The following is a 25,075-nucleotide window of genomic DNA, read 5'->3' on the forward strand; positions in this document are numbered from 1 at the left end:
GTCTCTACCTTATGTAGATTGTATTTTGACCTAGTGCTATATTACTTACAATGGAATGATATGACATATATTATGTGACACGGAAGATATTCCGTCTCTACTTTATGTAGATTGTATTTTGACCTAGTGCTATATTACTTACAATGAGGTGATACGGACATATATTATGTGACACGGAAGATATTCTGTCTCTACTTTATGTAGATTCTAGGTGTACATATTTGGATATCCTTTACAGAATAGGGTACACAAAAAAACGCCCTGCTAAAGATCTAGCAGGGCGTTTTTAAATATATACTATAAACGATTAGTATTATCTCAATTGAGCTTGTAAAACATTTTCTAATTGGTATTTTACTTTACCCATGATTTTGTCTACTTGACTATCAGTAAGTGTTTTTGTAACATCTTCCATGATAATAGAGATAGCGTATGATTTCTTACCATCTTCGATTTTCTCTCCTTGGTAAACGTCAAATAGAGTTACGTCTTTGATGACTGCTTTATCTACTTGTTTTACTAGGTTATAGATCTCTTCGAAAGTTACTGCTTCGTTGATTAATAAAGCATAATCACGTTTAACTGAAGGGAATTTATTGATTTCAGCAATTTTGATTTTAGCAGAAACTACTTTTAATACATTATCCCAGTTAAATTCAGCGTAACAAACTTCTTGTTTAATATCAAAGTGTTTGGTTACTGATTTCTTCAGAATACCGAACTCTACGATTAATTCTTTTCCAATATAGTAAGCAATACCTTCTGAGAATAAATCTGATTCTACAGGTTGAGTACTTACTTTAGCTAAGCCTAAACGAGTGATAATACCGTTGATGTATCCCTTGAAGTCAAAGAAGCTAATTGGTTTTTGCTCAGAGTTCCAGCTTGCTTTAGTGATATTACCTGTAGCAAATACAGAAAAACGTTTGTACTCTTCGAAGTTGTTAAGCATCTTGTGGTATGTTTTACCAAACTCGAAGAATTTTAAATCACCACGTTTTCTATTTACGTTGTAAGAGATAGACTCTAATCCTCCGAATAATAATGACTGTCTCATTACTGATAAGTCATGACTTAGTGGGTTAAGGATATCTACTTGGTAATTAGATTTAATATTTTCGCTTAACTCTGTGTAATCAGGAGTTGTTAATGAGTTATTCATAATCTCATTAAACCCTTGTGCTACCAACTGCTGAGCTACAATATTTGTTACTCTATGATCTTCCGTTCTAGAACTATTAGCAATAGTTGCATTTAATTTAGAAGAGAAAGTAATGTTGTTAAATCCATATACTCTCAAGATTTCTTCTATAACGTCAATCTCTCTAGTTACATCAGCACGATAAGCAGGAACAGTAATACCTATACCTACATCAGACATACTGTGAACTTTAATATCTAATGATACTAAGATTTTCTTGATTGTTTCTTTAGAAATTTCTTCTCCTAATAATCTATTGATATTATTGAAGTTTAAGAATACAGAATGTTCTTCTACTTTCTTAGGGTATAAGTCGATAATATCAGAAGTGATTTCTCCACCAGCTACTTGTTGGATTAATAAAGCGGCATGTTTAAGAGCATATTCAGTAATAGCAGGGTCAACACCTCTCTCAAAACGGAAAGATGAATCTGTATTAAGACCATGTCTTTTTGCTGCTTTTCTTACCGTAACCGGATTAAAATAAGCACTTTCTAAGAAAATATTTGATGTGCTTTCAGAAACAGCAGATTTGCTACCTCCGAATACACCTGCCATACACATTGGTCCATTCTCATCACAGATCATTAAGTCATCTTCGTGAAGAGTTCTTTCTACTCCGTCTAGAGTTACGAACTTAGTACCTGCAGCGACAGTTTTTACGATTACTTTACCACCTTTTATTTTAGCAGCATCAAAAGCATGTAATGGTTGTCCTAAATCGTGTAAAACGTAATTGGTAACGTCTACGATATTGTTTTTAGGAGTAATACCGATTGCTTTCAATCTATTTTGTAACCAGTCTGGAGAAGGTTTTACTTCTATACCAGAGATTGTTACACCACAGTAACGAGGTGCTTTTTTATAGTCTTCAACACTAACATCAATCTTAAGTGTTCTTCTTTCAACTTTAAATTTGCTAACAGAAGGAGTGATTAATTCTTTGTGTTGAGTTTCTTCTTTAGAATTTTGTAGTAGACCAGCTCTTAAGTCACGTGCTACTCCCCAGTGGCTCATAGCATCAGAGCGGTTAGGGGTAAGACCGATTTCAAAAACTTCGTCTGTCGCGATATTAAATAAAGTAGCAGCTGGTGTTCCAGGCTCCCATTTATCTTCTAAAACTAAAATACCGCTTCCATCTGTACCTAAACCAAGTTCTACTTCAGAGCAAATCATACCAAAGCTTTCTTCTCCACGAATCTTGCCTTTTTTGATTTGGAATGCATTTCCTTCTGCATCGAACAATTCTGTACCAATAGTAGCAACCGGTACTTTTTGCCCTGCAGCAACGTTCGGCGCACCACATACGATTTGTACTGGCTCACCTGTTCCTAAATCAACTTTTGTTACGTTTAATTTGTCTGCATTTGGATGTTTTGTACAAGATAATACGTGTCCAACAACAACTCCTCTTAGACCACCTTTAAGACTCTCATATGTAGTGATTCCTTCTACCTCAAGACCTAAGTCTGTTAAGATTTCTGAAGTTTCTTCTGGTGTTATGTCTAATTTAATGAATTGTTTTAACCAATTGTATGAAATATGCATTCGAGAATATTTTTTTATAAGTACGCAAATATACGCATTGCCAAAGTTTAAGTAAAATTATTTGTGATGAAAAAATCACAAATTAGCGTTAAGTGAAGAAATTATAGAAATTTCTGTTTAATATCCTCACTTGGTATCATACAGCTTTCTTTTTTTCCATACCATTTGTATCTGTTTTTAGCGATATATTCATATAGAGCATCTGTGATACCTGTTGGTAAGAATGAGAATATGCCGATCAGGGAGTACTTGCCTCCTAGAGCAGAAGCAATTTCAAAGGCTGCTTTTGATTTGATAAAATAGGCTACACCTGGTTCATATAGAACGATGCTGTCTATCTTAGTGCGATCGATACCGATATAGTTTAGAATCTCTTTCCCTTTTTCTGAATCTAAGGCTACGAATCTAAACTGATCTTGGTGATCTGCTTTTATAACCTTATTGACGGCGCTGTCGCATAAATTGCAAACACCGTCAAATAAGATAATTTTTTTATTGCGAGGTATATCTAACATTATTTTTTGCGTTCTACCATTTCTAGTTGATCAAGGCTTACTTTAGAAGTAAAGATACCATAATTAACCGTTGCTTTATTTTTTTCGATTACATCGATTGTTCCCACTGAACGACCATCTATCATACGAACGCGATCTCCCACTTTAAGAGGGAAGTTGGTTTTCTTCTGTGCATCTTGTAGTTGCTTTTTCGCCTTTTCTTCTTTCTTTTCTTTGCGAATCACTTCTACTTTTTGCTCCACTTCCTTAATTAGCTCTTTTTGTTGAGCTTCTTTTTCTTTCTTCTCTTTTATGGTAACCTTCTTGCGTTTAGAATTTTCAATCTCTACTACTTTTAGAACTTCTCCAAAAAGAGTTTTCTTACTTTTATTATTAAAGTATTTTTCAGACAAATCATCTAAGCGTTGACCTAGAGCTACTAAACGTTGATTAGAATCAAATAATTCCTGGTAACGCTCTAGTTTCTCTTGAATTTTAGCATTGATGGTCTCCATTTTCTTACTCTCATCTCTTGCCTTAGTCTCTTCCTCTTTTAAGTTCTGAGAAGTACGTTCTAGTTTATGTCTTTCTTTCTGTAGATTAGCGATAGTCTTGTCAAATCGAACTTTATCTCCTTCTACTTTTTTCTTGGCTCTATTAATTAAGCTAAACGGAATACCATTTTTCTGTGCAACTTCGAAGGTAAACGAGCTACCTGCTTGTCCAACGTTTAGTTTATACATTGGTTCTAATGATTTCTCATCAAATAGCATATTGGCATTCGTAGCATTCGGTAATTCATCTGCTAGTATTTTTAGATTGGTATAGTGAGTCGTAATAATACCATAAGCCTCTCTATCATAGAATTCTTCTAAGAACACTTCTGCTAATGCACCTCCTAGTTCTGGATCAGATCCTGTACCAAACTCATCAATTAAGAATAGCGTATTATCGTTACATTTCTTTAAGAAATAATTCATATTCTTAAGTCTATAACTGTAAGTACTTAGGTGATTCTCTATAGACTGATTATCTCCAATATCTGTTAGTATTCTATCGAATAAGAATGTTTTACTTCTTTCGTGTACCGGAATAAGTAATCCAGACTGTAACATCAGTTGTAATAATCCTACTGTTTTTAGCGTGATACTCTTACCACCAGCATTTGGTCCAGAGATAACGATTATTCTACTGTTTTGCTCTAGATTAATTGTTTGTGGATAGGTAGGTTTATTCTTCGCTCTATTGTTTAACAGTAAAATAGGGTGATAAGCCTCTCTAAAGTACATTTCTCTTTCTTTGCTAATCTCAGGAAGTAAACCGTTGATTTTATTGGCATACTTTGCTTTTCCGGCAGTAACGTCGATATAGGTTAAGAAGCTTTGATACTCTAAAAGTAGATCTCTAAAAGGGCGAATAGCATCTGTTAGGTTTTTTAGAATACGTACGATTTCTTCGCGTTCTTCATATTCTAGGTTATTTAACTCTCTAGAGAATCTCAAAGTAGCTTCAGGTTCGATATAGACAATACTTCCCGTTTTTGACGTTCCTAATACACTTCCTTTTACTTTACGTCTATGCATAGCGATTACCGCTAGTACACGTCTGTTTTCTACCACCGTTTCTCGGATATCATCTAGATACCCAGAACTGTTGTATTGCGTAAGTGCTGCGCCAAAACTTTGGTTTATTTTACCACGAACTATATTGATATTTTTGCGGATATTCAATAAATCTAACGAAGCATTGTCTTTGATTTCACCATATTTATCCAAGACATTATCTATCTCTTTAAGAATAGATTTCTCTAAAGGCGTTTGTTCTGCCTCATGGTATAAATTAGGATAGTACTCCTCGAATTTTTTTAAATAAGAGATTAGGGTAATTGTGGTGTCTGTTAGGGTTTGTATCTTTTTAAAGCTACTTACTTCTAAGAAACTATTTTCAATTCCTAAAAACTTTAATTCGTAGTCTATACTGTCAAAGTAGTGATTCGGGATAATATTATTATTGGTAAATGAAGAAACGTATTCTGAAGTCTGCTTTAATGCTCTCATCGTTCCTGCTTCTGTTTTAAGCGGGCATATCTCCATAGCAGCTTCTTTACCAGCCTCTGTAGTACAAAGAGCTGATACTGTTTCTAATACCGTATTGAATTCTAAATCTTGTAATGTTTTTTTGTTTATTGATGTCATTTTATTAAAATGAGAATATGTACAAAAATAACATTATTTGAGTGAATTAAAGATTTTTAATTCATTACAGACACAATTTTATACGAATGGTGTAGTAATAGGTGCTAAAATAAATTATAATTCTGTAGGCTATCTTAGAACAGTCAAAATGACAATTTAAGTAAACGTCTTTGTTATGAGCCTGTTATTCGAGGTGATTTAATGGAGCCATTATGAAAAGGATTATTTGCTTATGAAGTATTCATTAGAAATAAGATAGAAGATAAAGGATTAGAAAAGTAAAATGGTCGTTTTTAGGAGTTCAAAAACAGAATATACTTGTTTTGATTTATAGAAGGATATTTTACATTTGATAAGTCATTAATACACGTAGAAGAAAATGCAAAGTAATCATTTTGTCGATAGATTATTAGAGGATTTACAGGATAGCGTAATTTATAGAACGCTAACAAAAGGGGAAGAAATTCTTCAATTGGGAGAAGTTTGTGATTATGTTGGAATTGTTCGTAAAGGATGCTTGAGGATGTATTATATAGATGCAGAAGGGGATGATGTATCTTTTGCATTTTATCTGTCTAATCATATATTTACTAACTATGAAGGTGTGCTGACTAATGCACCATCCCAATTAACCATTGTAGCTACAAAGGAGACAGATGTAGAGCTAATCCGTAAGTCAGATCTCTTTGCGTATTATGAAACATCTATAGAGGCACAATTATTAGGTAGAAGAATGGCAGAGTTGATTTTCTTAGAAGCAAAGAAAAGAATAGATTTTCTCTTATTCTTAAACCCTGAACAACGCTATTTACAGTTGATAGAGAGTACTCCTGAGGTGTTTAAATGTATTCCACAAAAGTATATTGCAAGCTATATAGGGGTAAAGCCTCAGTCTCTGTCTCGCATCCGTAAAAGATTAAACGAAAAGGGATATTAACTTAAGTGAATGTTTTAGAGAAAAGGAAGGATGAACTTTGCGGTCATAATATTTAATAGATGACAATGAGTTTAGAAGTAATGATTAAGATAGTGAATACCGTTATTTTCTCATTCCTATCAGCCGTCCATATTTATTGGGCACTAGGAGGAACATGGGGTGTAGTAGGGGTACTTCCTACAAAAGATGGAGAGCGAAAACTTAATCCTTCACCTGTCGGTACTTTAGTAGTGGCAAGTGGCTTAGTTGTGTTTGCAGAAATTAGTCTAGGTGATGTATTAGCCTATAAATGGGGTTATTTGGTCATAGGAATTCTATTTGGATTGAGAGCAATAGGAGACTTTAATTATGTAGGGGTATTTAAAAAAGTAAAAAACAGTGTATTTGCTAAAAAAGATACGACGATCTTCATTCCTCTTTGTTTTTATTTGTCACTTAGTAATATATTTTTATATATGTCCTAAAAATCAGTAAATACAAGTGTTAACTGATATAAATCAGTTGATTTCTGATTTAAAAATACGTATTTTGGAAATGTTTTCTAAATAGAAGAAACGCCTTAGATGTTTAATTATTTTCAAGCATTTTTAATATGAAATATGTATCAGCTTCAGAAGCCGCTAAAGTCGTAAAATCAGGAGACCGAATTTATGTACATGCCGCTGCTGCAACTCCTAATATATTAACCAAAGTAATTAGTGATAGAGCAGAAGAACTGCGCAATGTAGAGTTCTGTCATATTCATACAGAAGGAGCAGCTCCTTATGCTGATCCTGCCTTGTCAGAGAGCTTTCACGTGAATTCTTTCTTTATTGGTAAGAACGTTCGTCATACTATTGCCGCTGGTAATGGTTCTTATACTCCCGTTTTTCTTAGCGAAGTGCCTAATCTGTTTCGCAAAGGAGCTTTAAAAGTAGATGTAGTTCTTATACAGGTATCACCACCAGACGAACATGGTTTTTGTTCATTGGGTACATCAGTAGAAGCTACTGTTGCTGCTATGGAGTGCGCAAAGGTGGTAATCGCTCAAGTGAATAAATATATGCCACGTACTTTCGGAGATAGTGTATTACATATATCTAAGATAGATATGGCGGTAGAGCATCATACTGCTATCTATGCACAGAAACAAGCCGTTATTACGGATACAGAAGCGCTAATAGGAGATCATGTGGCTGCTCTGATAGAAGACGAGAGTACATTACAGATGGGGATAGGTTCTATTCCTAATGCAGTATTGTCTAGACTTACTAATCACAAGAATTTAGGATTGCACACAGAGATGTTTTCTGATGGTGTAATTGATTTAATAGAGAGTGGAGTAATTGACTGTTCTAAGAAAACAATAGCGAAAGGAAGAGCTTTAGCTACTTTCTTAATTGGATCAGAACGTTTATATAGATTTGTGGATAACAACCCGTTTATCGTAATGAAAGAGTCTAGTTATGTAAACGATACGGCTATTATTCGTCAGAACCCAAAAGTAGTAGCGATTAACTCCGCATTAGAAGTAGATGTGACAGGGCAGATTTGTGCTGATTCTCTAGGGGTACATATGTATTCTGGAGTAGGAGGGCAGATGGACTTCGTGAGAGGAGCTTCTTTGAGTAAAGGTGGAAAGGCAATTATAGCCTTGTCATCTACTAGTAATAAAGGGCATAATCGTATCGTACCTTTCTTAAAACAAGGAGCGGGAGTGGTGACTACTCGTGCCCATGCACAGTATATCGTTACAGAATATGGAGTAGCAGACTTGTATGGCAAGACGTTGAAACAACGTGTAGATGCAATGGTGGAGATTGCTCACCCTGATTTTAGAGAAGAAATTCTCAAAACTTATCACGACAGTATCAAATAGTTTTTATAATTGATTACAAAAGAAAGCCAGCGTCATAATTGGTTTTCTGACCTAGAGCGTTATCGCTATTAAGGGTATTTCCTATAGTTAACAATTATTTGATTTGTGAGAATAAATAGGAATGAAAAAGCCATTACAAGTGTAATGGCTTTTTTATATTTATTTTCTTTTATATCCGAATAATTCTTTTTCTTGGATGATTTTAGAAATACCTTCTGGTAATTTGTCTTCCCATCCATTTTGATTTTGTTGTAGCAACTTCAGAACATCTCTTGAGAAGATAGATAAATGATCTTTTTCATAATCTTCAATATCGATGATTTGGTTGTTCTTTTTGAAAAATTTATACAACTCTTTAATATGTAAGTCCACTTTTAGATTAGTAGAGTCAACTATTTGTTCTTCGTTACCTATCATAGGGTATAGGTATATCTTCATTGTGTTTCTAAATAGCTTTCCTAGACCTTCTAATATACCTCCTGTTAGGTGAGTGTAGTATTTCTCTTCAAAAATATTTAATAAGCTACTAACTCCCATTGCTAATGCGATCTTCTGATCAGTATATTTAGAGAAGTATTCTGTAAGTTTATAATATTCTTGGAAATTAGAGATCATTACAGTTTGTCCAAGAGAACATAATAAGTCTGCTCTATCTAAGAAGTCTATTTCGTCTAATGAACCTTCTGCTAAAAGGTTAGACAAGGTGATTTCAAATACAACTTTAGTGTTATCTTTAGCTAAGTTGTTTTGTGTCATGAATTTGTCTAAAGACTTCTGATACATATCCATATTAACGATAGTAACAGGTCTAAAACTACCTCTAAGTGCTAGTATGTTTTGTTTGTACAAAATGTTAGCTGCTAGTTCACTACGTCCACTAGGACTGAACATTACAGCGTCAGTCATTCCATTTTTAACTAACTGTAAGCTCATTAATCGATTATCTACTGTCTCAAAGATAGGACCAGAGAAGTTAATACTATCGATTTCGATTTGATCTTTATCTAAGTGGTCATAAAGACTGTGAATTAGTTTTTTAGCGTCATGGTGTTGGTAGAATGCACCATAAATTAGATTCACACCTAAGATACCTAAAGTCTCTTGTTGTAGTTTAGAATCTGTCTCTTTGAACTGTATGTGTAGTACTATCTTGTTATACGCTTGGTTAGAAGCTGTTTGAAACATAATACCTACCCATCCATGCCCTTTGTTTTTCTTAGCGTAGTCAATTGTTGCTACTGTATTGGCATAACTAAAGAAAGTCTTGTTAGGATTCTCTTCGCGTATTAATCTTTCTTCAATTTTTCTTGTCTCATAATCAAGCATTTTGATTAGGCGACTTTCTGTAACATAACGTCCATCTTCTTCTACAGAATAGATAGCGTCACTAAATACTTTATCATAAGCGGACATCGCTTTGGCTACTGTTCTAGAAGAACCACCAGCTCTAAAGAAGTGACGGACTGTCTCTTGTCCTGCACCAATTTCTGCAAATGTTCCGTAAATATCGTTGTTAAGGTTGATTTTTAGTGCTTTATCTGAAATGGCAGGGTGATGTTCTATTACTCTATCCCCATTTAGTACTAAATCTTCAGCAAAGTTTTTCATGAATTAGCTATTTTAAACAAACCTAACAAATATCGTACAACAAAAAAAGATAAACCGTACTTTTGTGGAAAATTTATGTCATTTTGGAAGTATATTTTTTAGGTACGGGTACTTCACAGGGTATTCCGATAATAGGTATAGATCATCCAGTAGCTCACAGTATAGATCCGAGGGATAAAAGGTTGAGAACATCTGTATTGGTTAAGTGGGATGAACACACTATTTTGATTGACTGTGGGCCTGATTTTAGACAACAAATGTTGACTGCTGGGTGTAGTAAATTAGATGCAATATTCTTTACTCACGAACATGCTGATCACATCGCAGGATTAGACGAAATAAGACCATTAACTATCTTGCATGGCTCGTTGCCAATCTATGCTCAAGAAAGAGTAATAAAAGCCTTAGAGAGAAGATATGATTATATTTTTACCAAAGAAGATAGATATCCTGGGGCTCCTAGTGTAGAAGAGCATAGTATTACTTCACAAGATACCATTATGATAGGGAAGAAGACTATTATTCCTATTGATGTAATGCATGGGCCTTTGCCTATATTGGGGTATAGATTGGGAGATTTAGTCTATATCACAGATGCTAAGTACATCACAGACGAAGAGGTTGAAAAGATCAAAGGATGTAAGGTTTTAATTGTAAATGCTTTGCGTATTAAGGATCACCCTACTCATTTTAGTTTAGAGGAGTCGCTTGCTTTTATTGATAAAATAAAACCAGAGAAAGCTTATTTAACTCATATAGCACAAGACTTAGGTTTTCATAAAGATGTAGAAAATATACTTCCAAAAGATGTATATTTGGCGTACGACAATTTAAAAATCACTATATAATTTATTATCACATTATGAAACATAAAGCTTTCTTTTACCTATTCCTTTTTTCACTTGTAATTCTTGTTCTTCTATATGCCAATAATAAGAATATGTATAAGATGGAGGGGAAGAAGATAGAAATAGCTCATAAACGCATTGATATTGTTCGAGATTCATTAAAAGAAGTTACTAAGGATTTTAATGAGGCAAATTATTTTTCTATCGAATACAATGAAGATGCACAGGAGTATTTTAATTACAAAACAATAGATCAATCTCTAACTTCTATAAAAGAAGAGGTATTAGCTTTAAACCATCAAGATAATGGTAATCCATTAGTTCCTTATGGAGTGATTAATGGAGAGAAATGTGTGATTAATAAAGTTAAAGTTCTAAATCATAGATGGATAATTGCAGATTTTTATGCAGGAGCTGTTCATGGAGAAGTTTTAATTAAGTATTTTTACACAGAGGGTAAACCTACTGAGTTTAAGACCATAGATACTGTTATGTATGCTACTAAGTAGTGTCGTCTAATATAAAAATAGAGTAGTATGAAAAAGTCAATAAGTTTGTTTGTTATATTGTTGCTTACCATGACGTCCTGTGATTTCATCTTGAAAGATAATAAAGATGATAATGAAAAAGGAATGGTCATAACAGACGGAAGTACTGAGATCGTAACGCTGGATGAAGATGATGAAGTATTGGGGTGTGCTTATTCAGCTGGATATCGTTGGAGTGAGTTAGAGAATAACTGTATTCGTATATTCGAGATAGGTTTTAGACTTAATCCAATAGGGTTAGAAGAGGATACAACAGAGGATAATGCTTTAGAGGATAATAGCGTTAGCTGTTTTGTTACTTATGCTAAGGATAAGAAGAAAGCAGAAATATTCTTACCAAATCATAAAAAGGGGATTGTTCTAGAACTTACTAAAGATAAGAGTGCTTATATCAACGATGGTTGGGAATTATCTAATGAAGGGATGGTTTTAAAGCACAAAGGAGAGACTGCCTTTACAGCGGCAAAGACTATAGAATTAAAAATCATTAACTCTGACCAACCAGTAGAGGAAGATGTTCATGAAGAATAAAACATAATCAAGTTATGTATAAAAAAGTAAGGCTAGTGTATAACACTAGCCTTACTTTTTTTTATTACTCTTCTAAAAGGAATTCTTTGAAATCTCTGAAGTTTAGTGGATGTACTCCATGTCCTACAGGGTATTCTTTATAAGTGTGCTTGACAGCTAAACTTGTAAGAATCGTAGGTGTTCTTCTTGCCCAATCAATAGGTATAACCTGGTCAACTGTTCCATGAGAGGCAAATAACCTCAATTTACTTAAGTTGTTTTCTTTATAGTTTTTTGCAATGATATTTTCATTGAAGTAACCACTTAAAGCAACTACTTTATTTACCTTTTCAGGATAAGATAAAGCGATAGCATAGCTAAGTATAGCTCCTTGGCTAAACCCGACTAAGTTAACATTGTTTGCATCGATAGGGTATTTTGCTACAAGCTCGTCAATAAAACGTACAATTAAATCTCTAGATTCAATCGCTTGGTTATCATCTGAGAATTTGTTAGCATCTGCATCAAAGGTAATAGCGTACCAAGCATATCCGTAAGGAGGTACTGTGTATGGTGCGCGTGTAGATATTACATAGTAGTCATCTGGTAATTCAGGAGCGAAAGAGAATAAGTCTTCTTCATTGCTACCATATCCATGTAATAAGATAATTACTGGGTTTTTGTCCTTTATTACTTTAGGCTCTTGAATTAAGTATGAAATTGAAAGTGATGTATCCATAATTAAGCTGATAATTTGTCAAACCATTTTTGGAAATATACGCCAATTTTTGGTAATGGCTTAATTTCACCTGTTACAGCACCAATAAAGCTATATGTCCAAAGAGAAATAAAACAAAAATAGAAAGGAGCAGAAATAAGCCAAGTATCAAAGTTACTTGCCATTGAACCTAGGGCAAGAAAGAATAAGGTTAGACCAAATGCTTGCTTAATATAAAAACCAGAGAATCTATTCTTTGGTTCAAGGTTCATAAATATTGCGATTAAAGTTCCTAAGATAAAAATATGGGCAATAGCTGCCATTGTTCTACCTGTTTCAATTTCCTTTTCGTTAAAAGTCTTCAGCATTATGTATATTGATTAATTTATTTTAGAGTTTTTTTGTCTCCGTTTACTACTCCGTATACTTCACCATTCATTGGATGGTTTAAGAAAGCAGAGTTTTTAGATTTTGACAAGATGTTTTCTTTTGTAAAACTGTATTCTTTTGAAGGATTAAATAAAGTGATATTTACTTTATTACCTTCTTTGATAGATGGTGTGTCTATTTTGAAGATAGTTCTAGCACTAGTCAGCTTATCTACTATAACTTCTAAAGGTAGTACTGTATTCAGTGCAGCAAATGCTGATTCTAAACCAATAGTTCCATTAGAAGCACTGTTGAATTCTAGTTTTTTGTGTTCAATGTCTAGCGGGTTGTGCTCTGAAGTGATACAGTCAATAGTTCCATCTAGTACTCCATTGATCAAAGCTTGTCTAGTAGCTTCGTCTCTTAGTGGAGGATATACTTTAAAACGAGTATCGAAGTCTGCTAGTTTTTCATCTGTCATAGTTAATAAATGAACAGCAGTACTACAAGTAACGTTTAACCCTTTTGATTTTGCTTCTTTGATTAACTCTACAGATTTTGCAGTTGATATTGTAGGGAAGTGTACTTTTCCTCCAGTATATTCTAATAAAAATAGATTACGTGCTATTTGTAACTCTTCTGCCAGTGTAGGGATTCCTTTTAAGCCTAGTTTAGTGCTTTCTACGCCTTCATTAGCTACTCCTTTACCTTTTATGCTATTATCTTGTGAAAAGGCGATAATTAGCCCGTCAAAGTCTTGCACATATTGCAGAGCAATTTTTAGTACATTGGCGTTTTGAATAGGTTTTTTGTAATCACCAAAAGCAATAGCTCCTGCATTTTTCATGTCAAATAACTCTGCTAGGTCTGTTCCTTCTGATTTTACTGTAAGTGCTCCAATAGGGAATACCTCTGTGGTCTGTCCAAAAGCTTTTTGTTTAATAAAACTTACTATACTTTGTGAATCAGTGATAGGGTGGGTGTTAGGTTCAACTGCAATCTGTGTAAATCCACTTTTAGCAGCTACTTCTAAACCGTGAGCGATATTCTCTCTTTCTTCGAATCCTGGCTCTCCTAAACAAACAGAACTGTCAAACCAACCTTGAGAAACGTGTAGGTTATCATACTTGATTTGTTCGAATTGGTCATTTTCTATTTGATTAGCGATTTTAGTAATAAGGCCATTTTCGACTTGAATGTCAACTGTCTGGTTGTGAAATGGGCTAGTAGGATCGATTACTTTTGCAGCTTTTAAAATGATATTCATTTTCTGTGAAGTAGTTTTTAATTAGTGATGTGTTGTTATTTGTACAAAAATAGGTTTTATTTCTATTTTATCATATTTACAATTCGTGAAAAAAGAGCAAAAAAAATACATCCCTTAATTGGATGCATTTTTCTTTTTTGAAGCTAATAGCTTAGAATTATCATAGCAATCATTTAATGCTTGATAAATCTGGAAGTCTGTAGCGGTATAGATAAATTTATCAGTGTAATTACAGTTTTGAAGAGACTTTACGATATCCTCTCTTGTGATTTCTAATAAACCACAAACAATCTCTCTATCATATCTGGTCTGCATTAAAGCAATCATATTCTGATCTTCTTTAATAGCTTCGATTTTCTTAAGTTTTTTATCTTTTCCTTTAAATAGGTTGTACACAGCATCAACAGGGCTAAAGAAAGTACCCATAGCCGTACCATAATAAGGAGTTTTATTTTGTCTATAGAAATCAAACTGCATTTTTTCATTTAATTCAATTAGTTTGGTATCAACCTCTAAGTATCCAGTTAAGTCAAATTTCTTAATAAGAATTTCGTCTAATTCTATTGTGTTTTCTGTAAAGTAAATCTTTAGATTCTCGTTGTTTAACCAATCGTTGGTTACTTTAAGTTTAATAGGGATATAGCCAGGGTAGGATAGGTGTATAGAATCATTAAGATTGGCTTCTACTGTGAAAGAACCATCTCTCTTACTGATTGTACCTTTGACTTGGCTAATATTGATGACATTCACATCATCTACTGGCAAAAATGATTTGTCATTTAAAATAGTTCCTTTAACACTAGTGCGATCTTGAGCCGCTACAGTTAAAACAGAAAGTATTATAAATAAAAAAACTGTAAAATTTCTCATACTTTTTAAGATTGCCTAAAAGTAAAAGATATTTTACAGTTTTGTATGCTATTTTAAAAAAATTAACAAATTAGTTTCTTCTAGTTCTTCTAGATGAATCTCCTTCGCTACTTCTTCTAGATCCGCGTTCGTTACGAGGAGCTCTTTCTGATGATCTGTCTGATCTTCTTTCTCCACGTCCTTCAGATGATGATCTATCCGATCTTCTCTCTCCGCCTCTGAATCCTCCTTCAGATGATCTATTAGATGATCTTCTTTCACCACCTCTAAATCCACCTTCAGATCTTCTTTCTCCACCTCTGAATCCTCCTTTACGGTTGTTATGGTCACGGCGTCCACCGTTTCTACCACCATCATTGTTAGAGATTTCAACATTCACACGGCGTCCTTGGTATTCAAGACCGTTTAATGTTTCCATTACTTTTTCAGCGTGTTCAGCTTCAGTATTGAAGAATGAGAAACCATCTTTTACATCAACTTTGAATAAGTCATCACGACCTAACTCTAAAGTATCACGTAAGAAATCTTTTAACGTCATCCAGTCTAGGTTATCTTTAGCACCTAAGTTAACGAAGAAACGTACTGCTCCATCTGTAGGAACTTCTTTAGAATTGTTTCTTCCAGCAGATACACTAGATAAGCTGTTAGAAGCTTTTTGGTAGTATTCTAAGAATCTATTAAACTCAACAGAAACTACTTTTTTAATGATTTCTTCTTTGTCGAAGTCTTTTAATAACTCAGTAATTGCAGGTAAATAAGCTTCAATTTCTGTGTTAACTTCTACTTCTTTAATTCTATTGGCTAAGTGGAATAATTGAATTTCACAAATCTCAATTCCAGATGGAACTGGTTTCTCTTCAAATTTAGTTTTGATGATTCTTTCGATTTGTTGAATTTTTCTTAATTCACTTTTCGTTACGATAACCATAGAAGTACCAGATTTACCAGCACGTCCTGTACGTCCACTACGGTGAGTATACGTTTCGATTTCGTCAGGTAATTGGTAGTTTACTACGTGAGTAATGTCATCTACGTCGATACCACGAGCAGCAACATCAGTAGCTACAAGCATTTGTATCTGTTTACCACGGAATGACTTCATTACTGCGTCACGTTGAGCTTGAGATAAGTCTCCGTGTAATGCAGCAGCGTTGTATCCATCCTCGATAAGTTTTTCAGCAATAGATTGCGTATCTCTCTTTGTTCTACAGAACACTACAGAGAAAATATCTGGATTGGCATCTGCTAAACGTTTAAGCGCTGGGTAGCGATCTCTAGCAGATACTAAATAAAATTCATGACTTACATTAGTATTACCTTGGTTTTTATGACCTACAGTAATTTCTTCTGGAGTTTTCATGAATTCTCTTGCGATGCGCGCAACCTCTTGCGGCATAGTAGCAGAGAATAACCATGTGTTTTTTTCTTTTGGGGTATCCGCTAAAATAGACGTGATATCCTCATAGAATCCCATGTTAAGCATTTCATCTGCTTCATCTAGGATACAGTAATTAATGTTTTTAATGTTAACCATACCACGGTTAATCATATCTTGCATTCTACCAGGAGTAGCGACGATAATTTGTGCTCCACGTTTTACGTCTTTAGCCTGTTCTGTAATGCTAGCCCCTCCATAAACAGCTACTGAATGAAGTCCTTTTACATACTTCGAGTACTGTTTGATTTCGTTTGCGATTTGCAAACATAACTCTCTAGTCGGCGATAAGATAAGACCTTGTGTATTCTTATTAGAAACGTCTATCTTCTGAATCAAAGGAAAACCAAAAGCTGCGGTTTTCCCAGTCCCCGTTTGGGCTAACGCAACAATGTCGGTATCTTTCTCTAATAGTAATGGAATCGCCTTTTGCTGGATCTCTGATGGATTTTCAAATCCCATATCCTTGATCGCAGATAAAAGAGATTCATTTAATCCTAATTGTTCGAAATTGTTCATATAAATATTAAAATAGCCGCAAATATACTACTATTCAAATTATAATTGTAGTTATTGCAGGTTTATTATTCGAAAATAATTTAAACGCTTGTTTTGAGCGTTTTTTTTAAAGATAATGTAATGAAATATCTTCCTTTATATAATTTTTATTTTGCTTAAAAGTGTCTATATCATGTGTGTTGTGTAATGATAAGTACTTTTTATACACTTTATATATCTTTCTTTTATTTAACATATACCGAGACAGCCTCAGTCTAGTTTTATGGTATTTAATTCACTTTATTCTTAATAAGTCATTCAGACATAGCGAAAAGTATGCCGAAAAGTTCAAGATATGCAAAAAAGTGGGGAGTAGTAGATAAGAAAAGTAAGTATTTATGTTTTGAGAAATAAGAGAAATATCAAAGATTCTAATGAAGGATAGGGGAGTAACTAAAAATATGCTCTGAAATGGTGTATAAACCATAAAGAGCATATTTAGATAAATTTTATTCTCCTGCTACTATGATTTTTTTGATAAAAAGTCAACTAACTGACGAACTGCTTTTCCTCTATGGCTAATAGCGTTTTTTGCATTGATATCGATTTCAGCAAAAGATTGGTTCATTCCATCTGCTACGAAGATTGGATCATAACCGAATCCTTCTGTACCTTGTCTCTCTCTTAATAGTTGACCATCTATAATACCAGTAAAGTAATACGTTTCTGTATGTAGATTTAGGCAAATTACTGTTTTAAAGTTAGCTTTTCTGTTCTCTTCTTTTTGAAGTACTTGAAGCAATTTGTCTATATTGTCATTGTCATTTTTTTGTTCTCCTGCATAACGAGCTGAGTATACTCCTGGTGCACCGTTTAAAGCATCTACTTCTAATCCTGAATCATCAGCAAAACAGTCATATCCATAATGTCTTTTGACAAAATCAGCTTTTAGTTTAGCATTACCTTCTATAGTATCTGCTGTCTCAGGAATGTCGATATTACATCCAATATCTTCTAAACTTAAGATTTCAATTGTATCAGGTAATTGATTTCTAATTTCTTTAATCTTGTTTTTGTTGTTTGATGCGAAAACTAATTTCATAAGTGTTGTGTGTTTTAGCTTATATAGTTCCAGATATTGGTTTTACTATTTAGAATGTTTAATTTATTTTTGATTCTTTGGTTTTCAGGTTCTTCTAGTGTAGGGTCTTCTTTTAACAGCTGTACAGCATGATGTCTTGCATAAAGCATAATCTCTTTATCCTTGACAATATCAGCTATCTTTAAAGGAAGGGTACCACTCTGTTGAGTTCCCATAATATCACCTGGTCCTCTCAGTTTGAGATCAACTTCTGAAATCTCGAAACCATCATTAGTACGACACATCGTTTCCATTCTGATTTTAGAGTCATTACTTAGCTTATCTCCTGTCATTAGGATACAATAACTTTGTTCTGCTCCACGACCTACACGTCCTCTAAGCTGATGTAGTTGTGATAATCCAAAGCGCTCTGCACTTTCGATAATCATAACGGATGCATTAGGCACATTCACTCCAACCTCAATCACAGTAGTGGCTACCATAATATTTGTCTCTCCTTTAATGAACCTGTCCATCTCTCTATCCTTTTCTGCAGGAGTCATCTGTCCATGAACAATGCTGACACTGTATTCTGGTAAAGGGAAGTCTCGTGATATGGCTTCATATCCTTCCATTAGGTTTTTATAGTCTAATGTTTCGCTTTCATCTATTAAGGGGTATACGATATAAACTTGCCTTCCTTTGGCAATTTCTGTTTTTAAGAAATGCCATACAGCTAAGCGTTTACCTTCGAAGTAATGATTAGTTTGTATTGGTTTACGCCCTGGTGGAAGTTCATCAATAACAGAAATATCTAAGTCTCCATATAAACTCATAGCTAATGTACGAGGTATCGGTGTAGCAGTCATGACCAACACGTGGGGAGGTAATTCATTTTTGTGCCATAGTTTAGATCGCTGTTCTACTCCGAATCGGTGTTGTTCATCAATGATAGCCAAACCTAGATTCTTAAAGATAACTTTATCTTCAAATAAGGCGTGTGTACCGATAAGTATATGTAGCTCTCCAGAAGCTAATTCTTCGTGCAATACACGTCTCTCAGCCGTTTTAGTAGATCCTGTAAGTAATTTTATCTTTAGCCCTAAAGGTTCTCCTAGTTCTTTAATCCCGACATAATGTTGGGTTGCTAAAATTTCTGTAGGAGCTACGATACACGCTTGGAATCCGTTGCCTAATGCTAGAAGACAACTCATAAAAGCAACTATTGTTTTTCCAGATCCCACATCTCCTTGTAAGAGACGATTCATTTGCGCTGGAGCACCTACATCATTCCTGATTTCTTTCAAAACTCGTTTTTGAGCTCCAGTAAGAGGGAAGGGGAGGTGTTTGCTATAAAAAGTATTAAAGTAATCGCCTACTTTCTCAAAAGGGTATCCTTTAATTTTGTCTTTTCGTGCTATGTTTTTAATCAATAACTGTAATTGAACATAGAATAATTCTTCAAACTTTAGTCTAAATTGAGCCTTATTCAACATATCCATATTTTTAGGAAAGTGGATATTAATTAAGGCTTCTTGCATCGAAATCAAGTTGAGCTTTCTCTTGAATTCATCAGATAAGGTATCTATAAAGAGAGGATGTGTCTCTTTGACAAGTTGCATCATCATCTTGATGATAGACTTATTAGATATTCTTGCTCCGAATTTTTCAGTAGAAGGATAGACAGCTTGCATTGCGTTAGCAATGTTTTTCTGATGTTCTTCTAATAAATCTAGTTCAGGGTGCGGCATAGAGAAGGTATTGTTAAAGCTATTAAGCTTTCCAAATGCCACATAAGGAGTATTTAGTTTTAAATTTTCTTGTATCCATTTGTATCCTTGAAACCAAACTAATTCTATTTGTCCTGTACCATCTGTAAAGGTTGCGACAAGGCGCTTTCCTCGTTTTTGTTCTACAGTTTTGATATGGATAATTTTACCGACTATCTGAACTTCACTATTGTTATTATAAAGTTCATTTATTTTATAATACTGTGTTCTGTCGATATATCTGTTTGGGTATAGGTGTAGTAAATCTCTATAGGTGAATATACCTAGTTCGCGTTTAAATAAGTCAGCGCGCTGTGGACCAACTCCTTTAAGGTATTCTATAGGTGTATCAAGTAGATTCTTAGACATATTATTCAAATAAATACACGGCTAAGATACGAATTAGAAGCCCTTCGGACAATTAAGAGTAAATATTTAAGGGGAATTGCTATAGATTTTAGCGGAAGCTAAGATTGTACTTAGGTTAAAAGAATAAAAAAGCGAGCCTAAGCTCGCTAGATATTATTTTTTAGTTTTAGAAATTTCTTTTACTAGAATGTATTTGATAGAAGATGCATCAGCTGGTGGGTTTTCTATTTTTTCACGTTTTACTTCGATTACATATTCATATCCTTCTTCATAGTTAAATCCTTCGATTCCTCCATACATATTTAACCATTCGTCAGAACCTTCTTCTTTGTACTGCATACATTTCATTGGTGCTACACCTGTACAATCTACTAGTTTAGAAGCGATCGTATAAGTTACGTTACCTAATTCTTCTTTAGGTGTTGCTTCGGTAGACTCAGTAGGAGTTGTAGTTTGTTCTGTTGGCTCTACTGCAGGAGCTGTAGTTCCTGATTCTCCATCTTTTTTGCAAGAGGTAAATGATAAACCTACAACAGCAGCTAATAATAAAATCTTTTTCATGATAAATGCTTTTTATTTATATCAAATGTACAAAAAATATTTTTTTTGAAGTAAAGTACTCAGAATAATTAAGTTTTAACGATAGTTCGATTAAAAGATTCTAAACATTATTGTGTGATGGAACTGTATTAGAGCAATATCAATATGTGCGAGTAGATTAAAGTAGCAACAGGAGTTAAAATTTTTAAATGAATGTATGAGTTTTGCTTTTGCCACTTATGAATAAAAGAAGAGCGCTTAGCTTGCAGTTCCTTGCGGATTCCTTGGAGATTCCTTGAGGTTTTCTTGCCTAGAGAGCCTTTTTGTCGAAGAAAGGTGCAAGAAACCCTCAAGCAATCCCCTAGAAGGTCAGAACAAAACGACTCTTGGTTTATGAATAGACGCTGTGGAGAAATAGATTTTCTGCGTACTTAGTTTAGAAAGATGAATCTTGGAATGTAATATAAAGAGTAGGAGATGGTATAAAAAAAGCCTCACTAAAAGTGAAGCTTATAAAGTGGGCGATGAGGGATTCGAACCCCCGACCCCCTCGGTGTAAACGAGGTGCTCTGAACCAACTGAGCTAATCGCCCGAAATAGGATTGCAAATATAAAGATGTTTTTAAATAATGCAATGCCTAATGTGAAATATTTTACATTTTTTCAATATCGTAAAGTACAATCTTATCTGTATAGTTTATGACTTTGATTAATATATTTTCATTTTGTTCATTTCTGCCTATAATGACATAAAGTTTACCTTTCTCAAAGTCAATATTACTTTCTGAAAAGTTCACATCTCCATATTGTAGAGATTTACGGATGTCATCGTTAGATACCCAACCTTCTTTAAACTTAGCTTCTACTGTCTTTGAATAAGTAACTGGTTTACTTCTCAAATCTTTTAAAACCCTACAATTAGGTAAATAACAAAATTCTGTTTTCTTCTCACCGAAGAAATAAAATAAGAACATTCCTCCTATAAGTAACCCAAATAAATAGTATGCTAAACGCTGTGTAAACTTCATTTCTTAAAAAATTTACACAAAAGTAGCAATTCAATACAGTAAAACTAAAGATTTATAAAATATTTAAAAGGCGAAAAGGTGAATGTCTTTATAATCAAGGTTAAACCATTCCGCAACATTTCGATTGGTAACTAATCCTTTATAACTATATATGCCAGATTTAATGACGCTTTCACAGTTAACAGTACCGTCTAAATCACCACAATCTGTGTATTCTAATAATAAAGGTGTGATAATATTGCTAAGGGCCATGGATGCTGTTCTACTATATCTAGAAGTGATATTTGGTACTCCATAGTGTATCACACCGCCTTTTATGATGGTAGGGTGATCATGGGTAGTTAATTCGGATGTTTCGAAACACCCTCCTGTATCAATAGATACATCTATAATTACAGCACCATTTTTCATATTATCTACCATAGACTCACTTACTACTATAGGTGCTCGATTCTTACCTCGTATTGCACCGATAGCAACATCACATCTCATAAGAGCTTTGTGTAATATTTTTTCTTGGATCGTAGAAGTAGAAATTCGTTGCGATAGGTTGTTCTGAAGTCTGCGCAGCTTCTGTATAGAATTGTCAAATACTCTTACATTTGCTCCCATTCCTATAGCAGTGCGAGCGGCGTTTTCGGCTACTAGTCCTGCTCCGAGTATAACTACCTCAGTAGGAACTACCCCAGCGATATTCCCAAATAATAATCCTTTACCATTATTAGTTGTGGTCATCAGTTCAGAAGCTATCAAGATAGACGCAGTACCTGCTATTTCACTTAAAGCACTAACAGCAGGATAGGTTCCGTTCTCGTCATGAATAAAATCAAAGCCAATAGCAGATATCTTTTTCTTAGAAAGGGTCTCGAAATACTGTCTAGTTAATGTTTTTAATTGAATAGTTGACCAGACAACTGTGTATGGTGCCATTAGTTTTACTTCTTCTAGAGTAGGTGGAGCAACTTTAACAATGACAGGACAACTAAAAATTTTCTTTGTATCACTAGTAAGTTCGGCTCCTGCTTTGCTATAATCTAAATCAGAATAGTTAGCGGCTTCTCCTGCTCCTTTTTCAATAAGCACACGATGCCCATAGGTGCTTAAAGTCTGTACTGCTTCTGGAGTGATACAGATTCTTTTCTCTATCAGGGTATTTTCTTTAGGAACTCCTATAAAAAGTTCACTTTTCTTGCGCTCTACCATTAGACATTCCTCTTGCGGAATTAAGTCTTTCATTGAAAAAGGAGTTAAGGTTGCCATTCTGTTTCTGTTTATTAATTATTATTCAAAATCAGTTTTCTATCACCATTTTCTAAAATAGAAATTTCTATTGTAGCATGTTCGTCAGGAATAATATGAGGAGTCTTTTCTGGCCATTCAATAAAGCACCAATGATTAGAGTCTAAATATTCGTCCATCCCCATATCATAAGCTTCTTCTTCTGAGTTTAAACGATATAAGTCAAAGTGATATACTCTGTCTTTAGAAGTTGTAGAATGATACTCATTCACAATAGAAAAAGTAGGACTACTCGTCATGTCTTCTACACCTAGCTGTTTGCTTATTTCTTTAATAAGTGTGGTTTTTCCTGCCCCCATTTGTGCATCAAATAATACGATGCGATGTTTTAACTTACTTAATATATCAGTAGCTACTTCTTGAATTTGATTTAAAGAAAAAACTATCTCAGTCATTGTTATACTTTTGGATTTAATACTATAAATGGAACGATCATTTCTTCTAAAGAAATACCTCCATGCTGGTAAGTGTTTCTAAAATAAGCTGCATAATAATTGAAATTATTCTGATATGCTAAGAAGAAATCATTCTTTGCAAAAATAAATGAACTACTTACATTAATGTTAGGTAATTGAACTTTTTTTGGATCTTTAACATGATAGACATCTTTAGCCTCAAAGGTCAAGCTCTTACCTGTTTTATATCTAAGGTTTAAACTAGTGTTTTTGTCTCCAATAACTTTAGAAGGATTTTTACAGTTAATTGTACCATGATCTGTTGTAATGATTAACTTATATCCAAGTGCCTGTGCTTGTTGAATTATTTCAAACAAAGGAGAGTTTCTGAACCAACTAACAGTAAGTGAACGGTATGCTTTATCGTTAGAAGCTAATTCTTTAATTACTTCCATTTCAGTTTTAGCATGAGATAGCATGTCCACAAAATTGTATACTATTGTGATTAGTTTATTGTCTTTTAAAGCCTTGAAATTATCAGCTAATTTTCTTCCTTCTTTTAGATTGGTGATTTTGTGGTATTCATTCTTAATATTTAATCTCAATCTTTGTAATTGATGTTGTAGGAATTCATTCTCAAACAAATTCTTTCCTCCTTCATCCGTATCATTCTTCCAATATTGTGGAAGTTGTTCAGACATTTCTAGAGGTGTCATTCCTGAAAATATAGCATTTCTAGCATACTGTGTAGCAGTAGGTAAAATAGAGAAGAAGCTGTTCTCGCTCTCTACTTTATAGTGATTTGTTACGATTGCTTCGAATGCTCTCCATTGATCATACCTTAAGTTGTCAATAACAATAAAAAGTAATTTAGAATCTTCTTTCTTTAATTCAGGAGCAACCCATTTTCTGAATATTTGATGAGAGAAAACAGGACTGTCTTCAGGATCATTAATCCAGCTCTCATAATTTTTTTCTACGAATTTGCCAAACAAACTATTAGCTTCAGTTTTCTGAGAGTCTAGTATATTGAATAGGTTTTGATCTTCAATGTTTTCTAACTTCTGTTCCCAATAAAGCAATTTTCTATAAATAGAGATCCAATCTTCATAATCTCTAGCTTGCATTAGATCCATTGATATGTTTCTAAATTCTTTTTGGTAACTAAGAGAAGATTTCTCGGAGATTAGACGAGAGTCATCTAGGTTTTTCTTTAGTGAAAGTAGGATTTGGTTAGGATTAACAGGTTTGATTAAGTAATCAGATATTTTAGCACCAATTGCTTCTTCCATGATATACTCTTCTTCACTTTTAGTAATCATGATAATCGGAGTATTGCTTTTGATGGTTTTAATTTCATTTAAAGTCTCAAGACCAGAAAGTCCAGGCATATTCTCATCTAAGAAAACAATGTCGTATTGGTTCTCTTTAAATAAATCTATAGCATCTTGTCCATTAGTACAAGTAGTTACGATATAGTCTTTTTTTTCTAAAAATAGGATATGAGGTTTTAATAAATCCACTTCATCATCCACCCATAATATATGAATTTTGTTCATTGTAGTTGTTTTAGTATCTCTAAAAATATTATTAATTATAATAAAAAGAGATTTTAGATTAAAATAGTATTGATAAATATAGGAATGAATTTCCGTATTACAATAGTTAACGATATTTTTGTGATTGTATT

Annotated in this window: 22 protein-coding genes and 1 tRNA gene; 6 read left to right on the forward strand and 17 right to left on the reverse strand. The window is 33.9% G+C overall.

Going from position 1 to position 25,075, the window contains the following annotated elements:
* Nucleotides 1-313 precede the first annotated feature (313 nt).
* The 3 genes from pheT to AABL87_RS03530 form a co-directional block, all read right to left on the reverse strand.
* Nucleotides 314-2,749: a phenylalanine--tRNA ligase subunit beta gene (pheT, locus tag AABL87_RS03520; protein ID WP_006263448.1), complete on the reverse strand. Its 2,436-nt coding sequence runs from the start codon at nt 2,747-2,749 to the stop codon at nt 314-316.
* A 101-nt stretch (nt 2,750-2,850) separates the two neighbouring features.
* Nucleotides 2,851-3,264, reverse strand: coding sequence for a thiol-disulfide oxidoreductase DCC family protein (locus tag AABL87_RS03525; RefSeq protein WP_006263449.1), 414 nt, complete (start codon nt 3,262-3,264; stop codon nt 2,851-2,853).
* Complete coding sequence (locus AABL87_RS03530; RefSeq protein ID WP_025124189.1) at nt 3,264-5,438, reverse strand: endonuclease MutS2; 2,175 nt, start codon at nt 5,436-5,438, stop codon at nt 3,264-3,266. Before AABL87_RS03530 ends, AABL87_RS03525 begins: the two co-directional genes overlap by 1 nt.
* A 379-nt stretch (nt 5,439-5,817) precedes the next feature.
* On the opposite strand from AABL87_RS03530, the gene AABL87_RS03535 reads away from it, so the two are divergent.
* The 3 genes from AABL87_RS03535 to AABL87_RS03545 all read left to right on the forward strand — a co-directional run bounded on the left by AABL87_RS03535 (nt 5,818) and on the right by AABL87_RS03545 (nt 8,233).
* Nucleotides 5,818-6,375 carry a Crp/Fnr family transcriptional regulator gene (locus tag AABL87_RS03535; RefSeq protein WP_058699558.1) on the forward strand — a complete coding sequence of 186 codons (558 nt, stop codon included), beginning with the start codon at nt 5,818-5,820 and terminating at the stop codon, nt 6,373-6,375.
* Nucleotides 6,376-6,440: 65 nt separating this feature from the next.
* Nucleotides 6,441-6,839 (forward strand): DUF3995 domain-containing protein, encoded by a 399-nt coding sequence (locus AABL87_RS03540; protein WP_006259070.1) that lies wholly within the window; start codon nt 6,441-6,443, stop codon nt 6,837-6,839.
* A gap of 128 nt (nt 6,840-6,967) precedes the next feature.
* The gene (locus AABL87_RS03545) at nt 6,968-8,233 is read left to right on the forward strand and encodes an acetyl-CoA hydrolase/transferase family protein (protein WP_341276948.1); all 1,266 of its coding nucleotides are present in this window, start codon (nt 6,968-6,970) and stop codon (nt 8,231-8,233) included.
* Between the two features lie 159 nt (nt 8,234-8,392).
* Here AABL87_RS03545 and AABL87_RS03550 read toward each other — a convergent pair whose 3' ends face one another.
* Entirely contained in the window at nt 8,393-9,841 is a 1,449-nt protein-coding gene (locus tag AABL87_RS03550) for a hypothetical protein (RefSeq protein ID WP_058699560.1), read from the reverse strand.
* A gap of 62 nt (nt 9,842-9,903) precedes the next feature.
* Here AABL87_RS03550 and AABL87_RS03555 point away from each other — a divergent pair, with 62 nt between their 5' ends.
* The 3 genes from AABL87_RS03555 to AABL87_RS03565 are packed head-to-tail and all read left to right on the forward strand — an operon-like array spanning nt 9,904 to nt 11,768.
* Nucleotides 9,904-10,689 (forward strand): MBL fold metallo-hydrolase, encoded by a 786-nt coding sequence (locus tag AABL87_RS03555; RefSeq protein ID WP_006259067.1) that lies wholly within the window; start codon nt 9,904-9,906, stop codon nt 10,687-10,689.
* 14 nt (nt 10,690-10,703) lie between these two features.
* Nucleotides 10,704-11,198 (forward strand): hypothetical protein, encoded by a 495-nt coding sequence (locus AABL87_RS03560; protein ID WP_006261055.1) that lies wholly within the window; start codon nt 10,704-10,706, stop codon nt 11,196-11,198.
* 27 nt (nt 11,199-11,225) lie between these two features.
* Complete coding sequence (locus AABL87_RS03565; protein WP_006259065.1) at nt 11,226-11,768, forward strand: hypothetical protein; 543 nt, start codon at nt 11,226-11,228, stop codon at nt 11,766-11,768.
* Between the two features lie 64 nt (nt 11,769-11,832).
* On the opposite strand, the gene AABL87_RS03570 is transcribed toward AABL87_RS03565, so the two are convergent.
* The 13 genes from AABL87_RS03570 to porX form a co-directional block, all read right to left on the reverse strand.
* Nucleotides 11,833-12,486 carry an alpha/beta hydrolase gene (locus tag AABL87_RS03570; protein WP_341276949.1) on the reverse strand — a complete coding sequence of 218 codons (654 nt, stop codon included), beginning with the start codon at nt 12,484-12,486 and terminating at the stop codon, nt 11,833-11,835.
* A 2-nt stretch (nt 12,487-12,488) separates the two neighbouring features.
* On the reverse strand, nt 12,489-12,833 hold the full coding sequence (locus AABL87_RS03575; RefSeq protein ID WP_006259063.1) for a hypothetical protein: 345 nt from the start codon (nt 12,831-12,833) through the stop codon (nt 12,489-12,491).
* 17 nt (nt 12,834-12,850) lie between these two features.
* A complete protein-coding gene (locus tag AABL87_RS03580) occupies nt 12,851-14,101 on the reverse strand; it encodes a dihydroorotase (protein ID WP_006263454.1) in 1,251 nt (416 codons plus the stop codon).
* A gap of 114 nt (nt 14,102-14,215) precedes the next feature.
* Entirely contained in the window at nt 14,216-14,971 is a 756-nt protein-coding gene (locus tag AABL87_RS03585) for a carboxypeptidase-like regulatory domain-containing protein (protein WP_006259061.1), read from the reverse strand.
* Nucleotides 14,972-15,041: 70 nt separating this feature from the next.
* Entirely contained in the window at nt 15,042-16,925 is a 1,884-nt protein-coding gene (locus AABL87_RS03590; RefSeq protein ID WP_006259059.1) for a DEAD/DEAH box helicase, read from the reverse strand.
* A 502-nt stretch (nt 16,926-17,427) separates the two neighbouring features.
* Nucleotides 17,428-18,006, reverse strand: coding sequence for a non-canonical purine NTP diphosphatase (locus AABL87_RS03595; RefSeq protein ID WP_025124197.1), 579 nt, complete (start codon nt 18,004-18,006; stop codon nt 17,428-17,430).
* A gap of 14 nt (nt 18,007-18,020) precedes the next feature.
* A complete protein-coding gene (recG, locus tag AABL87_RS03600) occupies nt 18,021-20,123 on the reverse strand; it encodes an ATP-dependent DNA helicase RecG (RefSeq protein WP_341276950.1) in 2,103 nt (700 codons plus the stop codon).
* 153 nt (nt 20,124-20,276) lie between these two features.
* On the reverse strand, nt 20,277-20,684 hold the full coding sequence (locus AABL87_RS03605; RefSeq protein WP_006265180.1) for a DUF4377 domain-containing protein: 408 nt from the start codon (nt 20,682-20,684) through the stop codon (nt 20,277-20,279).
* Between the two features lie 497 nt (nt 20,685-21,181).
* A tRNA-Val gene (locus AABL87_RS03610) sits at nt 21,182-21,256 on the reverse strand.
* 60 nt (nt 21,257-21,316) lie between these two features.
* A complete protein-coding gene (locus AABL87_RS03615; protein ID WP_006259055.1) occupies nt 21,317-21,691 on the reverse strand; it encodes a DUF4258 domain-containing protein in 375 nt (124 codons plus the stop codon).
* Nucleotides 21,692-21,754: 63 nt separating this feature from the next.
* Nucleotides 21,755-22,951, reverse strand: coding sequence for an alanine dehydrogenase (locus AABL87_RS03620; RefSeq protein ID WP_006263457.1), 1,197 nt, complete (start codon nt 22,949-22,951; stop codon nt 21,755-21,757).
* Nucleotides 22,952-22,965: 14 nt separating this feature from the next.
* On the reverse strand, nt 22,966-23,385 hold the full coding sequence (gene tsaE, locus AABL87_RS03625) for a tRNA (adenosine(37)-N6)-threonylcarbamoyltransferase complex ATPase subunit type 1 TsaE (RefSeq protein WP_006259052.1): 420 nt from the start codon (nt 23,383-23,385) through the stop codon (nt 22,966-22,968).
* A 2-nt stretch (nt 23,386-23,387) separates the two neighbouring features.
* Complete coding sequence (porX, locus tag AABL87_RS03630; protein ID WP_006259051.1) at nt 23,388-24,944, reverse strand: T9SS response regulator signal transducer PorX; 1,557 nt, start codon at nt 24,942-24,944, stop codon at nt 23,388-23,390.
* Nucleotides 24,945-25,075: the final 131 nt, after the last annotated feature.

This window comes from Myroides sp. C4067 (assembly GCF_038039665.1).
Taxonomy (GTDB): domain Bacteria; phylum Bacteroidota; class Bacteroidia; order Flavobacteriales; family Flavobacteriaceae; genus Flavobacterium; species Flavobacterium odoratimimum.